Origin of the sequence: Bacillus sp. FSL K6-3200 (assembly GCF_038630485.1) — a bacterium.
Classification (GTDB): domain Bacteria; phylum Bacillota; class Bacilli; order Bacillales; family Bacillaceae; genus Bacillus; species Bacillus safensis.
In genome coordinates, this window is record NZ_CP152032.1 from 2,220,497 (window position 1) to 2,238,128 (window position 17,632).

Sequence of the window (17,632 nt, forward strand, 5' to 3'; positions counted from 1 at the left end):
TTCAAGTGAAAGCTGCTAGAACATGCGTAAAATTAGTCCTTCTGTCCTGTGATCGGACGTTCGGATAGTTGATGGAGCTCAGGAACTGGAAAAGCCTCCTGCTCCTTGGCCGATTTTTCTTCCAGGGTTTTCTTCATTTCGGATAAAAGCTTTACGCTCTCCTTTGCTGCTGCCGCTTTTTTTTCCTGCAAATCAATGATCTGTGAAAGTCCGACGAATAATCCGCCTCCCATCAGAAGGAGCGCAGGGGTTTGTCCATAATAAACCACGATCAAAAATGTGCTTGAAAAGCTGTCGGCTTCAATGAAGAAATCTTCTTTTGATTGCGTGAATACAACGATTAACAGAAGTATCCCTAGAATCAAAAATAGAATGCCGGCCGAAAGTAAAGCTCGTTTCATGATTGACACCCTTTTTTTCTTACCATTTTAACATACTCTATAAAGATTGTGTTGCGCCCTTAGTCCCGAAGTCACGGATTTTCACATTTGCCTTGTAACGAATGTCCGATTCACTAAAAATTTCATCCCAATGCTTTGCATCTTTTCGAAAGTCCTTCGGATACGCAATACTCGCTTTTTGAGAAAACCCGCAAATATCTGCTTTGATCTCATGTTGTAATTCCCCAATGAAATCTTTTACGTTTTTCTCTAATCGACGCTCCACGACACCTTCAATCTCTTGGAGATACTTTTCATTAAATGCATTTTCCCGCTCATTCCAATCCTCAGACAACCTTCCTTCAAGCTCCACTGACACATTAAATTGATATTTTTCGCTTGCTGTTTTATTCGTTTCAATGTTGTGTTTCAGTTTAAAAACCTCAAACGAATAGATGCTGTGATCATATTCAAATTCAATGACTCCGCCTTCTCTGTCTCCGGTCAACAGGTTGTATGACTGCACTGCTAAAGGAGAGATGTTGGTGAGAAATCGTCTGTTCTTTATAATAGAGGCTCCATCTACTATTAATTTCCCTTGATCCACACCGACTTTCGGAACAGCAAAAGATACGTTGTTTTGCATGGCAGAAGAAATATCTCCTAATGAAACGGGCTTGAGCATACGTATGGTCGATTTAGTATTCCCAGAAATATCATATAATGTAGAAGAAGCTGGCTGTCCATCGTCATTGATTTTCAGCAAGTCCCCAGGCTTCTCAGAGGTCATAAAGACGAGGCTTCCTCTCCTCGTTTCATTGTCGCGAATGAATTGATTAATGACGAGGTCGAAATTATTTTCATTGATGAGCTCCTCAGAAAATAAATACACCCTCAGCTGCTGGGCGAAAATACGGTGACTTTTGAGCGTCGTTGTTCGGAATATTTGATGTACGGAATCACCACTCGTTTCAATAATCTTTGTCGGGTCTTTCACGCTGGATTCTTGCTCAATTTTTTGAGGAACAAGGACTTGCATAGATATTTTAAGCTTATGACCGTCATCTCCTTTATCTAAGCCATAACCAATCGCCATATTGAGCTCCTCAATATTGGTACTATCCCAGCATCCACTTAATAGAACAAGGGCCAGGTATGCAAAGGCCGCCTTTTTTTTCATGCTGCTTTCCGCCTCCTTTTAAAAAACACGATGATAAATAAGAGAAACGGGAGGATACCGAATAAAAGAAAAAATAAATGATTCACATAGGTTAAATAATCACGCACTGTATCAACATCCTTTGGGAAAACAGCGGCAAAGTAGATGACAATTCCCATCAATGCGAGCACGATTTTTTTAGGGAATTTTGTGAGTTTGGATACCCCCATTGCAGCAAAAAACGTATATCCTACAAAGCTCGTATAAAGCTGAACAAGCCAAACGATGAGCAAAAAGGATTCAATTCGCTCAATAAAAATCCCTTGTATATCAAATGATTGAAATAAAGCAATCGTCGGCCAAGTCAAAGTCGCAGTTTCTTTCACGGTGAACGCACCAACGACAAGAATATAGGTGAAAATATAGATGATCGCAGGAATCAAAAAGCCGACTGTGCCATAAGCAAAGGTGTGTTTTTGCGTGTTCATATAGGCAGGCATAAACAGCATCATTTCAATGCCAACAAACGAAATGGCTGATGCGTTAAGGGATTTGAAGACAGGGGAGAATCCCTCTCCTAAAACAGGCCGGAGGTTATCTAACTTAAATTCTTGAACACTGAGTCCGTATGCAACAAATAAGATAATCAAGGTGACAATGAGGAAAAAGGGGCACAGTCTGGCAAAATCACCAATCCCGCCGGCTACAAGATAAAGACCAACCAAAATAAAGCTGATCATTGTCACCGCTACAGGTGTGTTTTGAAGCAGAAAGAACTTCACCATTTCCGACATAGCCCGTACTTCATAGCTGGCAACGCCAAGAAAATAAATAATAATGAGCAGGTTAGCAAGAGCACCAATCCACTTTCCAAGCCCCTCATTTGTGTAATCATAGTAAGAGGAGAAGGGGACTTTTTTCATCATAAGGACATTCACAAAAATGAACACAATGTAAATGACACTCATAAGTAAGAGCGCAATCCAGCCGTCAGGTGTAGTTGCAGCCTGAGCCATTGATCTTGGCAGAATCATCATACTTGCACCTAATGTTGTATTGGCAATAATGGCACTTGCCTGATAGCTGGAAATCGACTCTTTATGATTGACCATATCGTTCTCCTTTCTTTTGATTTTTCAAAGGCAATCGAATGATGGAATTGTCTTCATTTTTATAGCTGAACACAAAATCTGGTGAGAAATAAGGCGTACCAAAACTTTTTTGCCGTGTTAAATGAGTAAGGAGAACGAGCATGAACAGCACAATCCCATATAAACCTAAAGTAGCTGCCGTAAACATGGACACAAAGCGGAGCACGCGGAACGACATGCCCATCCCGTATTGAGGCACAGTAAAGGACGCAAGGGCAATCACACTGACGATAATCACCATGATCGAGCTCACAATATGAGCTTGCACGGCCGCCTGCCCAATGACGACTCCGCCTACAAGCCCAATCGTTTGACCGAGCGGATTTGGCAGTCTTAAACCGGCTTCCCGCAGCAGCTCAATCGTTATCTCCATGATGAGTGCCTCCACAATAGGCGGAAAGGGGACATTTTCTCTTGTGCTTGAGATCGAAATAGCCAGTGTTGTTGGTAAAAGTCCTTGATGGAAGGACACAAGTGCAATATAAATGGCTGATAAAAATAATGTCAGAAAGATAGAGGTAAACCGCAGCATACGAATGAGAGAGGCGGCGATCCACCTTTCATAATAATCATCAGGTGATTGCATAATCGTCGCGAGAGAAGCAGGTACAATTAACACAAAAGGTGAATGGTCAACAAAAATGGCGACACGTCCATTATTTAAAGCAGATGCCACTTTATCCGGCCGTTCTGTGTTTTGGACTTGCGGGAAAGGCGAGTACACATTGTCTTCAATCAGTTCCTCAAGAACACCGGAATCTTGTATATCATCAATGGTGACTTGCTTGAGTCGTTTTTTCACTTCTTTTAAAACAGATGATTGAGCCATACCGTCAATGTACATGATGGTCACTTGGGTGTACTTTTTTTGACCAATCTTCATGTCAACGGTTTTAAGATTGGGGTTTTTCAAGCGCTGCCTCACAAGAGCTAAGTTCGTATCTAAATCTTCAATAAAGCCAATTTTCGGTCCTCTCACAACTGTTTCAGAGGTAGCATCACCTATACTGCGTTTCTTCGTTCCATGCGTTTCTAAAATATACGCATGCTGAAATCCGTTAATCAGTACCACGCAATGCCCATCAAAAATCGCCTCAACCAATTCCTCAGATGTTTTCACCGAACGTGTGGTCATCATTGATAAATTGGATTCCAGCTTCTCCTTTGTGAGAGACGTATGATCTTGGAGAAGCAGCTTTAAAAAGGTTTGAATCTCCATCTTTTCGTTCATTTCTTTTATGTATAAATAGTAAACAACCTGTCCTTGAGGCAGTGTTTTTTTCTCATGAACCAAATCGTCCATTTCTTTTAATTGCGGAAGAATGACGGAGAGATTATCGTATAAGTGCTCTTTTAATGGAGTATGTTTCATTCGGATCACCCGCCTCAAATCTTTTTCTTAGCATTACCTGCTTGAAAAAACAATATTCTGTGTTACATTATTTTGTGGTAAAAGAAAGAATGAGGGTTTTGGAGGAAACAAGATGGCACAGATTCGTTTAGCAGGAACAAAAGAGGAGATCGACCGTATTTTACAGTCGTTTGACAAGCATTATGAGGTGACATATACATCAAAGGATTACGGAAAAACGAACCCAAAATACAAATATTCGAAGGATGTTCGCGTTTATATTGAACTAAAATTAAAATAAAGATAAAATTTTAATTGAAAACGCTTAAAGGATTTTCGTTTTTTGTATAGAATAGAGTTGAGTGATGAGAAGCTATGGAGGGATACATAATGACAGAATTTAGAATCGAAAAAGATACAATGGGCGAAATCAAAGTGCCGAAGGACAAGTTCTGGGGTGCACAAACACAACGAAGCAAAGAAAATTTCAAAATCGGTTCTGAGAAAATGCCAAAGGAAGTTGTGAATGCGTTTGCAATTTTGAAACGTAGCACAGCGATTGCCAACGAACGTCTTGGCAACCTTGAAAGCGAAAAAGCAGAAGCAATTGCTGCAGTATGTGATGACATCATCAGCGGAAAGTATGACGAGCATTTCCCGCTTGTTGTTTGGCAGACAGGCAGTGGAACACAAAGTAACATGAACATGAACGAAGTCGTTGCAAACAGAGCAACTGCTTACTTGAAAGATAAAAATAGCGAGTTCAGCATTCACCCGAATGATGACGTTAACCGCAGCCAAAGCTCAAATGATACATTCCCAACTGCTATGCACGTGGCAGCTGTTTTAGCTGTGTACAAAAAATTGCTGCCTGCTATTGACCAGTTAAGAACAACTCTTGATGAGAAAGCAAAAGCGTATCAAGAGATTGTGAAAATCGGCCGTACGCACTTGCAGGATGCAACACCGCTGACAGTTGGTCAAGAGATTAGCGGCTGGGTATACATGCTGGATCGTTCAAAAGAAATGATTTTAGAATCAACTGAAAAAATGAGAGAATTAGCCATTGGCGGAACGGCTGTTGGTACAGGAATTAACGCACATCCTGAGTTCGGTCAATATGTTGCTGAGGAAATCAGCCAGCTGACAGGTCAAACATTCAATTCTTCACCAAACAAATTCCATGCGCTGACAAGCCATGATGAAATTACGTATGCACACGGTGCTTTAAAAGCACTTGCAGCTGATTTAATGAAAATTGCCAATGATGTGAGATGGCTTGCAAGTGGCCCTCGCTGCGGAATTGGCGAATTGATCATTCCTGAAAATGAGCCGGGCAGCTCAATTATGCCAGGAAAAGTCAACCCAACCCAAAGTGAAGCTTTAACAATGATTGCAGCGCAAATCATGGGGAATGATGCCACAATCGGTTTTGCGGCAAGCCAAGGAAACTTTGAGCTGAACGTATTTAAGCCAGTCATTATTTATAACTTCTTGCAATCAGTTGAACTACTTGCTGACGGCATGAACTCATTCCATGACAAGTGTGCAGTTGGAATCGAACCAAACCTTGAAACGATTGAGAAAAACTTGAACAATTCATTGATGCTTGTGACGGCACTTAACCCGCACATCGGATATGAAAATGCAGCAAAAATTGCGAAGCTTGCTCACAAAGAAGGATTAACACTAAAAGAAGCAGCACTTCAATTAGAGCTGTTAACAGAAGAGCAGTTTGAGCAATTTGTGAAACCAGAGGAAATGGTGACACCAAAAGCAAAATAAGAAACCAGGGGCGGCTGCCCCTGGTTTTTATGTGGGAAGATATTTGGGGTGAATAGTTGTGAGAACATTAAAGACAAGGTTTATTAGATGGTTGCGGACACGTGATGTTGAATTCTTTCAAGTAATGTCCCAAGATACGGAGGAGTCAGCTTTTTTGTTATACATTGATCAAAGACGGCCCGAGGGTGGGAATCATATTGATATATTTTTGATCTCTCATTTTGAGCTGTCAGAAGAGTCGTATGAAGATGTTCTAAGTTTCAATAACGATATGCTTGGCTTTAAACCAACCTGTTCGTATTGTATGGACACTCTGTCGATAGAGGAAGAATTTGAATTTGATTTTCCTTGTGACATGCTTGCTGTTCAAAGATATGTAGATGACTTACTAAATAGAGTTCAAGCCAGCAAACTTCCTGAACTGACACATAAGGATTTTGATTTTTTATCACAACAATAAACCCAAGGCATCCCCTGGGTTTTACAAATGATCCTCTTTCAAAATACGCAAAAGTGACTCAGAGTTGGTTTGAAGCGGTGCGTATAATTTCAATTGGTACAGCATGCCTTTCACGATGACTTGTCTTGGTTTTTGTTTGTTTAATTCATTTTCTAGAATGCCAAGCGCTTCAAATAAATCGGGCTCTTCTTTCACTTCATAGTGTGCTTCAGCCAGCTCTCTTAATTCCTTTAAAAGAGATTCTGTGAGCGGATCGAATGACCGTTCATAAATTGGACCAAACCAATCGCTCGCTTGATCTACAGAAATGAGAGGAAGGTCATTTCGCTTCATCATACCGCCCATCAAATCATCGATACGATGAATCATGGTTGTGGCAAGCTCTTCTGCTTCCAGCTGAAAATCATATAAAATCGCCAGCTCGAAATAAACGTGGCTCATGCCCTCAATCGTCAAACATAAATCAGCCATATATGGAATGGCAGCGTCTCCATACACTTGTTTAATGTTATCGATGTGAAGCTGGATGGTTGCAAGCCTAATTTGTTTTGCGAGTTGCTGCGTCTCTTCATTCAATGGAAGCGCACGATCACTCAGCTGCATTTTTATAAAATCCTTTTGCTGCAAAATATTATCGTAATAGACAGTGAGCTGTTTGCGGTAGGCTTCTTTTGGTGTGCCGCCCTCTGTTTGAACCTCATGAATCCGGGTAAATACCTTATCGTAATAGTAATGAAGGATCGAAATGAGCAGTGCTTCCTTTGATTTAAAATAAAGATAAAAAGCACCCTTTGACATGTGGCATTCATCTGCAATTTCCTGAACAGACGTTGTGTTATAGCCTTTGCTGGCAAATAATTTCATGCCAGCCTCAATGATCATTTTTTCTTTCTTTTTCAAAATGAATGTCATCCTTTCTTACCGAGAGACAAATGTCTTAGGAAACGTGCGCAAAGAGATGTGACTTATCGGTCATAAACGACGAAAGTTTTCAAAAATTAATCAGATTGTAACTTGTTTTTTACAGTGTAATTCTTTATATTATAAAGTAAGGTGACCAACTGGTCAAAATATGTGAAAGGATGATGTTCCATGAGAGAAATCGATGATATGATTAGACGCTTGCGAACAAAAGGGATTCAAGTAGAAAAAGTCAAAATGCCGAAAGAGACAACCATTGAAAAGAAATGGATGTATCAAGCTGGCAAAAAGATCAAAGCCACATACCGTGATTTCAATGGGTATTCATTCATCTAAAAAAGACTGCGGTCAAAAACCTACAGTCTCTTCTTTGGAACCATGATTGTATAACGTACACCTAGATCATCATTTTCAATAGATATGGACGCTTGATGCATTGAAAGAATTCTTTTGACAATGCTTAACCCAATACCGAATTCGCCCTTTTTTCCCTTACTAAAAGGTTCGTATAGGTTGGATAGCATATGTTCTTCAATTGGAGGACCGTCATTACGAATGACAATGCGGATTTGATCCTCTTCCTGTTCCATCTGAATATCAATCTTACTTTTTGCGTAGCGAAGTTGATTTTCTAGTACATTCTCAAATAATTTGCTCCATTGTTCTGGATCGCCTTCAAGAGCAGCCTCATCATCTAAGTCCACGTTCCACTGCAATTCATTTTTCGACCAGCGTATTCGGTCGACCACTTCCAGCAACGTATTACTGAGTAGGAAGGAAGAATGTGCGGGATGTTGTTTAGATAAATAATCAAGCTTTGTTAAGTACAGCAGATCCTTGATTTTCTTCTCAAGCTTTTCCGCTTCACCTTCAATGACTTCCACCGTTTGTTCAAGATCTCCCTTAGGAAAAATACCATCTTTAATGGACTGCGTATAGCCGCGGATGACCATGACAGGTGTTTTTAAGTCATGTGAAATATTCTGCAAAAGTGTCCGTTCAGTTTCATCTTTTTGGATGAGTTTTTGTCTCATTTCTTCAATGGTATGGCCAAGCTTGCCGATTTCATCTTGCCGGTCAACGATGACAGGGTCGTCCCAGTCCTCTTGTGCAATTCGTTTAACGTGCTTTTCAAACGCAACGATTGGTCGGGATAAATAGCGGGCAAGCCAAATCGATGGAATCCAGCTTAGTAAAATAACGGTGCCTAAGATAAAGATCAGCTGTTTAAACAGCGTAAAGGACAGGTCGTCTCGATAAGAATCCGGTGCATAGGACAGAAGAATATATTGTGTATTGCCTGTTGATACCTTTTTGATGACAAAAAAGATATGCTGGCCGTTCACCTCTTCAGAATACCGTTTCGTTGCGGTTTTTTGTTTTTTCACAAACGATTGGATTTTCTCAATAAAGGCATGCGGGAAAAACTGCGCCATTTGATCTAATTCATCTGATGGGATCAAAATGTGCTGCACGGAGCGGTTTTCCGGTGTCGACTTTGGCGAGCCGTCTCGGTTTAATGGATATTCTGTCAGCACTTGCTGTTCATTTTCGATATTTTTATAAATTTCATTTGTGAAGAAGTCACGTAATGTATTGGAAAATAGAATAATCAGGACAATTGAAATGGTGAGCAAAATGCCAGAGATCACAACCCAAATTTGAAAAGCGAGCGGTTTGTTCTTCATCCTTTAAGCATCCTATAGCCAAATCCATAGATGGTCTCGACCTTTAAGTCGGGCATTTTTTTGCGCAGCCGTCTGACAAGGTCATCGACCACACGATCTGTCCCGAAGTAATCGTGTCCCCAAATTTTGACGAGGATATCTTCACGAGAAAAAGCATGTCCCTGGTGATGTGTAAATAAAAGCAGCAAGTCAAATTCCTTAGACGTTAAGTTAATGAGCTGACCCTCTTCATAGACCTCTCTTACATCCTCATGAATGACATAAGAAGACACTGGTGTGACGCTTTGCTGCTGCGGGGTATCGCTGTTTTTATACACAAGCTCCAGCAGCTTTTGAACCCGAATGATTAGCTCACGCGGAAGAAATGGCTTCGCAATATAATCACTGCTTCCCAGCTCTAAGCCGAGGACACGGTCGATATCTGCATCACGTGCTGAAATGAAAATGACCGGTACGTCAGGTGATGCGGCCTTGATTTCTTTAATAAGGGTGTAGCCGTCTGTATCAGGTAGCATGATATCTAAAATCCATAGATGCGGCGGCTTGTTCATTGCCTCGCGTGCCGCTTCTCCAGTTAAAAAAGAGGAGACATTCCAATCTTCACTCTCTAAATATTTGGTTAACAGTTCATTTAAGTTTTGTTCATCTTCAACTAAATAAATGGTGTACGACAAAGTCTTCCACATCCTCTCAACGTCATTATAACGGGATACGAAGGCGGCATGTCAACAATCACACGCTTTTTTCACAATTTCACATATTCTTCTCATCATTATCCCATAATGTTTGATTATGATAAGGTCAAGGGAAAAAAGGGCATAGACAAAAGGCGGATGAATAGGTGCTTTTCATCAATGTGCGCACCTTGCTTTTTTTCTATGAATAAGTATTATATAATTTGACATATTGCCATAAAGTGATTTTCAATGATCTTTCCATTAAGAGGACCTGAAGTCCGATCTAGACATATGAATGAAACATGATGTAAAGGAGTGCAAGCGATGGATTTCCGAAGAGAAGATGAAGAGAATAAGATGAATCATCCAGAAAACGAGCATCAAGACAATGAAATGAATCAGCAAAAAGATACCCATCAAGAGAATGAGAAACAAATAGACGCACCAGAAAAAGAGAAGGAACTCGTTTTTCACCAGCATGAAAACGAAGCATCTGCCTCGCAGGAGAGTGTGACAAAGCATTCTCCTCAAATGGTGGATGACCGTGCGTCGAAAAAAGAGAAAAAGCGGAAAGCGGCATGGCTCAGTCCAATTCTTGGAGGAATTATTGGCGGGGGTCTTGTACTTGGCATTACACCGCTTTTGCCGCAGTCACAGGATACAGCTGCTAACACGCAAACGCAGACAGCATCAAGCGAGCCGGCAGCCTCAGATAATTTCTCGACAAAACAAATCACCAATGCCACAAATGTTGCTGATATGGTAGAAGATTTAGAGCCCACTATTGTTGGGGTCTCAAACTATCAATCTACACAAAATTCGTTTGGCTTGAGCGGTGATCAAACAGAAGCTGAAGCTGGAACAGGCTCTGGTGTCATCTTCAAAAAAGATGGCAAAAAAGCGTACATTATTACAAATAACCATGTTGTCGAAGGTGCCAATAAAATCAAGGTTACCCTTTATGATGGAAAAACAAAAGACGCAAAGCTTGTCGGCAGTGATGTCATGACAGATTTAGCCGTTGTTGAAATGAACGCAGACGGCATTGATAAAGTGGCGAGCTTTGGTGATTCTTCTAAGCTTCGTGCTGGAGATAAAGTCATTGCCATTGGGAATCCGCTCGGTGCACAGTTCTCAGGTACTGTGACAGAAGGAATCATTAGTGGTCTTGATCGTACCGTAGAAGCAAATACGTCATCTGGTACGGTGGAGATGAATGTACTGCAAACAGATGCAGCCATTAACCCAGGAAACAGCGGGGGGCCACTGATCAATACAGATGGTCAAGTCATTGGCATCAACAGCTTGAAAATCAGTGAAAGCGGTGTGGAATCACTTGGATTCGCGATCCCAAGTAACGATGTCAAACCGATTGTAGATGAGCTGTTGAAAAATGGAAAAGTTGAACGTCCATATCTTGGCGTTCAAATGATTGATCTTGAGCAAGTGCCTGAGACGTATCAGGAAAATACGCTCGGCTTATTTGATAAACAAATCGGCAAAGGCATTTATGTAAAGGATGTTTCAAAAGGTTCACCTGCACAAAAAGCAGGCTTGAAATCTGGAGATGTCATCATCAAGTTCAAAGGGAAAGACGTAGTGAACAGCTCTCAGCTGAAAGAAATTCTTTATAAAGAAACAAAAGTCGGCGATAAAACCACAATGACTGTCATTCGTGAAGGAAAGAACAAAAATCTAGATATTACCCTTGGACAGTCAGATAGCGAATAAATGAAAAAAACAGGTGGATGTCAACATATCCACCTGTTTTTTTGTGCTTATTTTTTTGAAGAGAGTGTCCGTAGTATGATGTGTTCCCACATGTTCCAAGGTAGAAGCTGCTTTGCTGTGAATGAAAGTCGTACACCTTTTCCAACAAGATATCTCAGCCGTTTCAGCCGCTTCTTTTCTGCTAATCGAACAACAAGCTCTGCCACTTCACGAGGATCTCCATAGTTGGATTTCTGGGCATCAATATGGGCCATCATCTTTTGATAGAGTTTTGTGTATTTCGATCCTTCTGCTGGCTGAATCATTTGCTCGTTCATGGAGGTGTTCCAAATATTCGTTTGGAAAGAGCCCGGCTCGATCAAGGCCGCCTGTATACCGAACGAAGCCAGTTCAATCCGCAAGCTTTCTGTATAGCCTTCCAACGCAAACTTAGACGATACATATGGAGAAAGTGCAGGCATCCCCATTAATCCGCTGATGCTGCTCATATTGAAAATCTTTGCACCACTTGTCATAAACGGCAGCACTGCTTGGGTCATTTCCATCACACCGAAAACATTCACTTCAAATTGCTGGCGATACGTGTCGACAGGAACCTCCTCCGCGAAACCAGCAAAGGCTGTTCCCGCATTGTTCACAAGCAGGGTAATAGGTGCGTAGTCATGCAGTTTCTTCTGAAATGCTTGAATCGACTGCGTATCAGTCACATCTAACGCTTCAATATGTATCATGCCAGATAAAGAGGCTTGCTCGATTTCTTCAGCGAGCTTTTTTGCATTGGTTTCCTGTCTGACGCCGGCAATCACTGTATAGCCCCGCTTGGCGAGACGCATTGTGATGAGCTTGCCAAAGCCGCTATTGGCACCAGTTACAATGGCTGTTTTTTTCATTATCCGGTTCTCCTTTTTGTTTAAATTTATCATAGTGCGATGTTTTATTGAATAACGAAAAGGAGCTTGGAGAAGAATAAAAAGCGATGCTGTGAAATAGGAGGAAACACATGATGTGTTGGAAGAAGGCGGGACGAATAGGAGTGCTGCTCTTTATGCTGTCCGGCTGTCAATCAATTGAACCGTTACAACAAACACATGAAGCAGAAGCAGAAAGTCTGTCAGCTGTTCAAATGAAGGAACTGCCATTTCAGCATATGCATCTGCATGTACAATATGGACAGAAAAACGAATTATACGAAGCGACTTACCGTCAGGCAAGAGGCAAAGAGGAAGCACTCATTCGTGATCATATGAATGGTGTCCGCTATGAAGGGGAAGAAGCCTTGCGCGAGATGAAGATGAAGCTGAATGATATGTCGATTCCTAGTGCAAAGATCAATGAATCGTATGTAAACGAACTATTAACTGCTTTTAATTTAGATGATGACTATCAGCGGATTCAGATCGATCTGAAGCTCGAAGATGGGACCAAACGTACATTCCAAAAGAAGAAATAAACGAGACTTTCTCATTTTTTAATTGAAAATGATTTTCAAGATCACTTAAATCTGATACACTAAATTGAGATAAGTGATCTTTTACGTCTGTACATAGACGATATTTCATATAAAAATTTGGATGAGAAAAGGAGCGTTTGAGCGGAATGAGTGCCATTTCTACTGAAGGTTTAAGCTTAGGCTACGGAGAAACAATGATCATAGACGAACTAAATGTATCAATCCCTAAGGGAGAAATCACAGTATTTATTGGCAGTAATGGATGCGGTAAATCCACGCTACTTCGCTCTTTGGCCCGTCTCATGAAGCCAATGGGTGGTTCTGTTCTGCTTGAAGGTCATTCCATTGCAAAATTACCTACAAAGGAAGTAGCGAAACAGCTCGCCATTCTTCCACAAGGACCAGAAGCCCCAGAAGGATTGACCGTGCATCAGTTAGTGAAGCAAGGCAGATATCCTTATCAAAATTGGCTGAAGCAGTGGTCGAAGCAAGATGAAGAAGCAGTGAACCGTGCATTGAAGTCAACAAAGATGGAAGACCTTGCTGATCGGACCGTTGATTCATTATCAGGAGGGCAGAGGCAGCGTGCATGGATTGCGATGACGCTGGCACAAGAGACCGATATTATTTTGTTAGATGAGCCGACGACATATTTAGACATGACGCATCAAATCGAAATTTTGGACCTTCTGTTTGATTTAAATGAGAAAGAGCAGCGCACGATTGTGATGGTTCTTCATGATCTCAATCTCGCATGCAGATATGCTCATCATCTTGTGGCGATTAAAGACAAGTCGATCTATGCAGAAGGCAGACCAGAAAAAGTGATTAATTGTGATCTCGTGAAAAATGTCTTTGATATGAATTGCCAAGTGACAACAGATCCTTTATTTGGAACACCATTATGTATTCCGCACGGTAGAGGACGCTGTATTGTGCAGCAAGCGCAAGCTGAAACATTTCTTGCTGCAAGATAATCGTATGTCAAAAGCCTGACATCTGTGTCTCACAGAGTCAGGCTTTTTTCTGAAAAAGGAGCGGAGTATCAATGGGAAATGAATTAGATGAAAAGCTGGAAGGCTTGCTTGATAAATATACAGAGCTGCTGCTCGGTGAATCAACAGACGAGCTGAAACAAGATGTGAAACAGTGGGTGATCTACTCTCATATTGCAAAAAGCATGCCGCCGCTAGCAAAGCATTTCAATGAAACATATCCAGAGGCAAAAGAAGAAATCAAACACACGATTCAACGGATCAAACAGTTGAATGAAGCTCATCGCGCCAATAAAGACCGTTAAAAAACTGCCAGCAGCGTGTAGACAAACCCTCGCATTCTTTGTCAGTCCTGTGCGCTGGTGCTCACGAATGTTCAATTCGCTCCGCAAAAGTAGCTGTCCTTCCTAGACTGCAAAGGTTTTCTATCACGCTGAAAAGAAGACAAAAGGCTAAAATAAAAATCATTTTAGCCCTTTATCAACAATTGACTGCCAGCTCCAACTGGCAGTTTTTTCTTATGACATTTGTGATGATCCGTACGGGGATTGATCTGTCAGTGTTTGCTGGAATTTCTGGTGTGCCTGCTGGAGCTTTTGCTGATCAGCGGCTTCAACAGAATACCAGCCATATCGGAACATGACATCATATAAATGTCTTTGTGTTTTCTGTGTTTCGAGCGCAATTCGCTGAATATCCTGATAAAGAGATTCATGACTGAATTCATTGAGCGCTGTGTTGTATCCACTTGTCATATATTTTTCAGTCGACAAGAGATCTGTGACGAAATCACGATCGTTCATGTTGGTTGTTGTGGGAACCGGAGTTTGTGGATTCCCGATTTTTTGTTGATTTTGCTGTTCCATGTTTTTTCCTCCTATTGCATAAAGCCAGTAGACTGGCCTTGCCCTGAGCTGCCTAAATGCTGAAGAATTTGTGTGTAATGCTGATGATGCATTTGGCCAACTTGATTTAATTCTTGTTTTAATGTTTGGTCTTGGCAATGCTCGGCCATAAAATGAGCCTTTTTCATGGCGATCAAGTTCCAATTGAGCATATCCTCTAAGTACAAGGAATCCTTCACTGAAATGACTTCTGGGGGCATATTCATTTGCTGATTGTTCAACATGTGTTCCTCCTTACGATTTTGTTTCCTTACTGATGCTTTTTATATTGCTGATTTTGACTGGTTTTTTTCCCGCCAAGGTCTGCTTCCTGTGATGGACCTGCGTTTCCTTTTACACTTGCAGCACTTACGCCTGCTTTCGATGGGTTTTTCTTCAAACGAGACATGTGGACATCACCTCCATTCTTACAATTCCCTCTCATCTTTAATTCATACGCCGCAAACGGAGGCACTTGAGAATGTGTAAATTTTTGAAATCTGCTATTGAACTGTTTCGGAAAATCTTTTAAGATAAAGAAAGAGGCATTGCTTTTTTTTGGACAAAAAATGAATGACTGTTCATTCAAAATGTTTAGGGGGATATTTATGGGCAAACATATTCGCAAGGCGGCTGTCATTGGTTCAGGTGTCATGGGCTCAGGCATTGCTGCGCATCTAGCCAATATTGGGATACCAGTAACACTGCTAGATATTGTGCCAAATGAACTGACAAAGGAAGAAACGGCGAAAAAGCGGACGCTTGATCACCCTAGTGTTCGGAATCGATTAAGTCAAGAAGCGATGAAAAAATTGTTAAAGCAAAAGCCAGCACCTCTTACTTCAGCAAAAAACCTATCATACATCACACCGGGAAATCTCACAGACCACCTTTCCTTATTACACGAAGCTGACTGGATCATTGAAGTCGTCACTGAAAAGCTCAGCATCAAAAAGCACGTATTCTCTCTCATCGACGAACACCGCAAAGAAGGAAGCATCGTTTCGAGCAATACATCTGGTATTTCGGTTGAAAAAATGGCAGAAGGCCGATCAGATGATTTTAAACGCCACTTTTTAGGCACACATTTTTTTAACCCAGCTCGTTATTTAAAGCTCTTAGAAATCATTCCTATTCAAGAAACCGATCCAGAAGTACTTTCATTTATGAAAACATTTGGCGAGGATGTACTCGGCAAAGGTGTGGTTGAAGCAAAGGACACACCGAACTTTATTGCAAACCGCATTGGCACGTATGGGCTTCTTGTCACAGTGCGTGAAATGCTTGAGAACAAATACACCATCGGGGAAGTGGATTCTGTCACAGGACCTCTCATTGGAAGACCGAAAAGTGCGACCTTCCGTACACTTGATGTAGTGGGGCTTGACACATTTTCTCATGTGGCACGAAACGTCTATGAACAGGTAGAAGGAAAGGAAAAAGAGATTTTCCAGCTGCCTGAGTTTATTGAAAGAATGCTCGAAAAAGGATGGATTGGCAGCAAGGCAGGGCAAGGATTTTATCAAAAAAATGGGAAGGTCATTTTAGAGCTTGACCCAGTGACGCTCACATATGGAGAACGCACAAAGCTAAAAGATCCAGGCATTGAAATGGCGAAACAGCAAAAGGGTGCAAAAGCAAAGTTGAAAGCGCTTATTTATCAGGATGGCCGTGCAGGACAATTGCTCTGGAATATGACAGCGCCCGTGCTTCTTTATTCAGCTCATCTAAAAGGTGAAATTGCGGATGATATTCAGTCTATCGATAACGCAATGAAATGGGGATTTGGCTGGCAGCATGGCCCATTTGAGCTGTGGGATGCAATTGGTGTCAAAAAAGCCGCCGAGCGCATGGAAGCAGAAGGTCACAGCATCCCAGCGTGGGTGCAAGACATGCTGTCAAAAGGACACGAGACATTCTATCAAGAGAATGCTGATGGAGAGCGAGCGTTTTATCATAACGGGGCTTATGAACAGGAAAAAGGAAACGACAAACATATATCTTTAGCTAGATTGAAAAAGAAACACGACGTTATCTTCAAAAATTCTGGTGCGAGCCTGATCGATATTGGTGATGATGTCGCCTTGCTCGAATTTCACTCTAAAAGCAATGCCATTGGACTAGATGTCATTGATATGATCAATCGCGCTGTTGATGAGACGGAAAAGAATTATAAAGGGCTTGTCATCGGAAACCAAGGGAAGAACTTCTGTGTTGGCGCTAACCTTGCCCTGATTTTAATGGAAGCACAGGACGATAATTTCTTTGAAATTGACTTTGTGATCAGGCGCTTCCAGCAGGCAATGATGAAGGTGAAATATAGCGAGCGCCCAGTCGTAGCCGCACCGTTTGGGATGACATTAGGAGGCGGAACAGAAGTTTGTCTGCCGGCAGCAGCTATACAGGCGTCCAGCGAAACTTACATGGGACTTGTGGAAGCGGGAGTTGGGCTGATTCCAGGAGGCGGCGGAAACAAAGAGTTATATCTTCGTCACCTGCAAGGGTCAGCGAAGCCGTCGCCGACGGCTATACAGGATGCCACGCTGAAAACATTTGAAACAATTGCAATGGCAAAAGTATCGACTTCAGCTGAGGATGCGCGGGATATGAACATGCTCCGCATGAGTGACCGGATCAGTATGAACGGAGATCACTTGATCTATGATGCAAAACAACTGGTGCTCTCTCTTGATGAAGCTGGTTACCGTGCACCGCTCAAGCAAAAGGTGCCGGTCATGGGAGAAACAGGCTATGCAGCGATGATTTTGGCTGCTGAAAATATGAGACTGTCTGGATACATTTCAGAGCATGACATGACCATTGTAAAAAAATTAGCTCATGTCATTTCCGGCGGGAAACTGCCATTTGGAACAGAGGTAGAGGAGCAATACTTATTAGAGCTTGAAAGAGAAGCCTTTTTAAGTCTTGTAGGAGAAGTGAAATCACAGGCACGTATGCAGCACATGCTCGTCAAAGGAAAACCTTTACGTAACTAAGGGG

At 41.7% G+C, this 17,632-nt stretch carries 20 protein-coding genes; 9 read left to right on the plus strand and 11 right to left on the minus strand.

Translation table 11 applies throughout. The annotated features are described in order from the left end of the window. Positions 1-32: 32 nt before the first annotated feature. Genes MHI60_RS11155 through MHI60_RS11170 form a run of 4 tightly spaced genes read right to left on the minus strand, consistent with a single transcriptional unit; the run spans position 33 to position 4,062 of the window. Complete coding sequence (locus MHI60_RS11155; protein ID WP_041115724.1) at positions 33-401, minus strand: hypothetical protein; 369 nt, start codon at positions 399-401, stop codon at positions 33-35. Positions 402-438: 37 nt separating this feature from the next. Beyond that, positions 439-1,560, minus strand: coding sequence for a Ger(x)C family spore germination protein (locus MHI60_RS11160; RefSeq protein WP_144483472.1), 1,122 nt, complete (start codon positions 1,558-1,560; stop codon positions 439-441). Next, positions 1,557-2,651 carry an endospore germination permease gene (locus MHI60_RS11165; protein ID WP_095409532.1) on the minus strand — a complete coding sequence of 365 codons (1,095 nt, stop codon included), beginning with the start codon at positions 2,649-2,651 and terminating at the stop codon, positions 1,557-1,559. Before MHI60_RS11165 ends, MHI60_RS11160 begins: the two co-directional genes overlap by 4 nt. Next, complete coding sequence (locus MHI60_RS11170) at positions 2,638-4,062, minus strand: spore germination protein (protein ID WP_095409531.1); 1,425 nt, start codon at positions 4,060-4,062, stop codon at positions 2,638-2,640. Before MHI60_RS11170 ends, MHI60_RS11165 begins: the two co-directional genes overlap by 14 nt. A gap of 112 nt (positions 4,063-4,174) precedes the next feature. Here MHI60_RS11170 and MHI60_RS11175 point away from each other — a divergent pair, with 112 nt between their 5' ends. From MHI60_RS11175 to MHI60_RS11185, 3 genes are all read left to right on the plus strand, one after another. Beyond that, the gene (locus MHI60_RS11175) at positions 4,175-4,342 is read left to right on the plus strand and encodes a YvzF family protein (protein WP_003213147.1); all 168 of its coding nucleotides are present in this window, start codon (positions 4,175-4,177) and stop codon (positions 4,340-4,342) included. An 89-nt stretch (positions 4,343-4,431) separates the two neighbouring features. After that, positions 4,432-5,826: a class II fumarate hydratase gene (gene fumC, locus MHI60_RS11180; protein ID WP_024423418.1), complete on the plus strand. Its 1,395-nt coding sequence runs from the start codon at positions 4,432-4,434 to the stop codon at positions 5,824-5,826. A gap of 154 nt (positions 5,827-5,980) precedes the next feature. Next, positions 5,981-6,286, plus strand: a complete 306-nt coding sequence (locus MHI60_RS11185) for a hypothetical protein (protein ID WP_225315506.1) — start codon at positions 5,981-5,983, stop codon at positions 6,284-6,286. 21 nt (positions 6,287-6,307) lie between these two features. Here MHI60_RS11185 and MHI60_RS11190 read toward each other — a convergent pair whose 3' ends face one another. Beyond that, a complete protein-coding gene (locus tag MHI60_RS11190) occupies positions 6,308-7,186 on the minus strand; it encodes a TetR/AcrR family transcriptional regulator (protein ID WP_144472173.1) in 879 nt (292 codons plus the stop codon). A gap of 192 nt (positions 7,187-7,378) precedes the next feature. Here MHI60_RS11190 and spxO point away from each other — a divergent pair, with 192 nt between their 5' ends. Then, complete coding sequence (gene spxO, locus MHI60_RS11195) at positions 7,379-7,543, plus strand: anti-adapter protein SpxO (protein WP_003212782.1); 165 nt, start codon at positions 7,379-7,381, stop codon at positions 7,541-7,543. Positions 7,544-7,563: 20 nt separating this feature from the next. On the opposite strand, the gene MHI60_RS11200 is transcribed toward spxO, so the two are convergent. Beyond that, positions 7,564-8,895, minus strand: coding sequence for a HAMP domain-containing sensor histidine kinase (locus MHI60_RS11200; RefSeq protein WP_144483469.1), 1,332 nt, complete (start codon positions 8,893-8,895; stop codon positions 7,564-7,566). After that, a complete protein-coding gene (locus MHI60_RS11205; protein ID WP_095409528.1) occupies positions 8,892-9,569 on the minus strand; it encodes a response regulator transcription factor in 678 nt (225 codons plus the stop codon). The genes MHI60_RS11200 and MHI60_RS11205 overlap by 4 nt, the downstream gene beginning before the upstream one ends. 327 nt (positions 9,570-9,896) lie before the next feature. On the opposite strand from MHI60_RS11205, the gene MHI60_RS11210 reads away from it, so the two are divergent. Then, positions 9,897-11,303, plus strand: a complete 1,407-nt coding sequence (locus MHI60_RS11210; RefSeq protein ID WP_144483466.1) for a trypsin-like peptidase domain-containing protein — start codon at positions 9,897-9,899, stop codon at positions 11,301-11,303. Positions 11,304-11,350: 47 nt separating this feature from the next. Here the strand turns inward: MHI60_RS11210 and MHI60_RS11215 are convergent, their stop codons facing one another. Continuing rightward, entirely contained in the window at positions 11,351-12,193 is an 843-nt protein-coding gene (locus MHI60_RS11215; RefSeq protein WP_222430375.1) for an oxidoreductase, read from the minus strand. 113 nt (positions 12,194-12,306) lie between these two features. Between MHI60_RS11215 and MHI60_RS11220 the strand changes: the two genes are divergently transcribed. The 3 genes from MHI60_RS11220 to MHI60_RS11230 all read left to right on the plus strand — a co-directional run bounded on the left by MHI60_RS11220 (position 12,307) and on the right by MHI60_RS11230 (position 14,053). Next, positions 12,307-12,753, plus strand: a complete 447-nt coding sequence (locus MHI60_RS11220; protein ID WP_186437280.1) for a YusW family protein — start codon at positions 12,307-12,309, stop codon at positions 12,751-12,753. Between the two features lie 146 nt (positions 12,754-12,899). Continuing rightward, positions 12,900-13,730 (plus strand): ABC transporter ATP-binding protein, encoded by an 831-nt coding sequence (locus MHI60_RS11225; RefSeq protein WP_144483457.1) that lies wholly within the window; start codon positions 12,900-12,902, stop codon positions 13,728-13,730. A 71-nt stretch (positions 13,731-13,801) separates the two neighbouring features. Beyond that, a complete protein-coding gene (locus MHI60_RS11230) occupies positions 13,802-14,053 on the plus strand; it encodes a YusU family protein (RefSeq protein WP_024423411.1) in 252 nt (83 codons plus the stop codon). Between the two features lie 213 nt (positions 14,054-14,266). Here MHI60_RS11230 and MHI60_RS11235 read toward each other — a convergent pair whose 3' ends face one another. Genes MHI60_RS11235 through MHI60_RS11245 form a run of 3 tightly spaced genes read right to left on the minus strand, consistent with a single transcriptional unit; the run spans position 14,267 to position 15,041 of the window. Next, positions 14,267-14,614, minus strand: a complete 348-nt coding sequence (locus tag MHI60_RS11235; RefSeq protein ID WP_024423410.1) for a spore coat protein — start codon at positions 14,612-14,614, stop codon at positions 14,267-14,269. Between the two features lie 11 nt (positions 14,615-14,625). Beyond that, complete coding sequence (locus MHI60_RS11240) at positions 14,626-14,877, minus strand: hypothetical protein (protein WP_048237393.1); 252 nt, start codon at positions 14,875-14,877, stop codon at positions 14,626-14,628. A 26-nt stretch (positions 14,878-14,903) separates the two neighbouring features. After that, positions 14,904-15,041 carry a YuzL family protein gene (locus MHI60_RS11245; protein ID WP_111292652.1) on the minus strand — a complete coding sequence of 46 codons (138 nt, stop codon included), beginning with the start codon at positions 15,039-15,041 and terminating at the stop codon, positions 14,904-14,906. Between the two features lie 199 nt (positions 15,042-15,240). Between MHI60_RS11245 and MHI60_RS11250 the strand changes: the two genes are divergently transcribed. Then, a complete protein-coding gene (locus tag MHI60_RS11250; RefSeq protein ID WP_144483454.1) occupies positions 15,241-17,628 on the plus strand; it encodes a 3-hydroxyacyl-CoA dehydrogenase/enoyl-CoA hydratase family protein in 2,388 nt (795 codons plus the stop codon). The last annotated feature ends 4 nt before the right edge of the window (positions 17,629-17,632 follow it).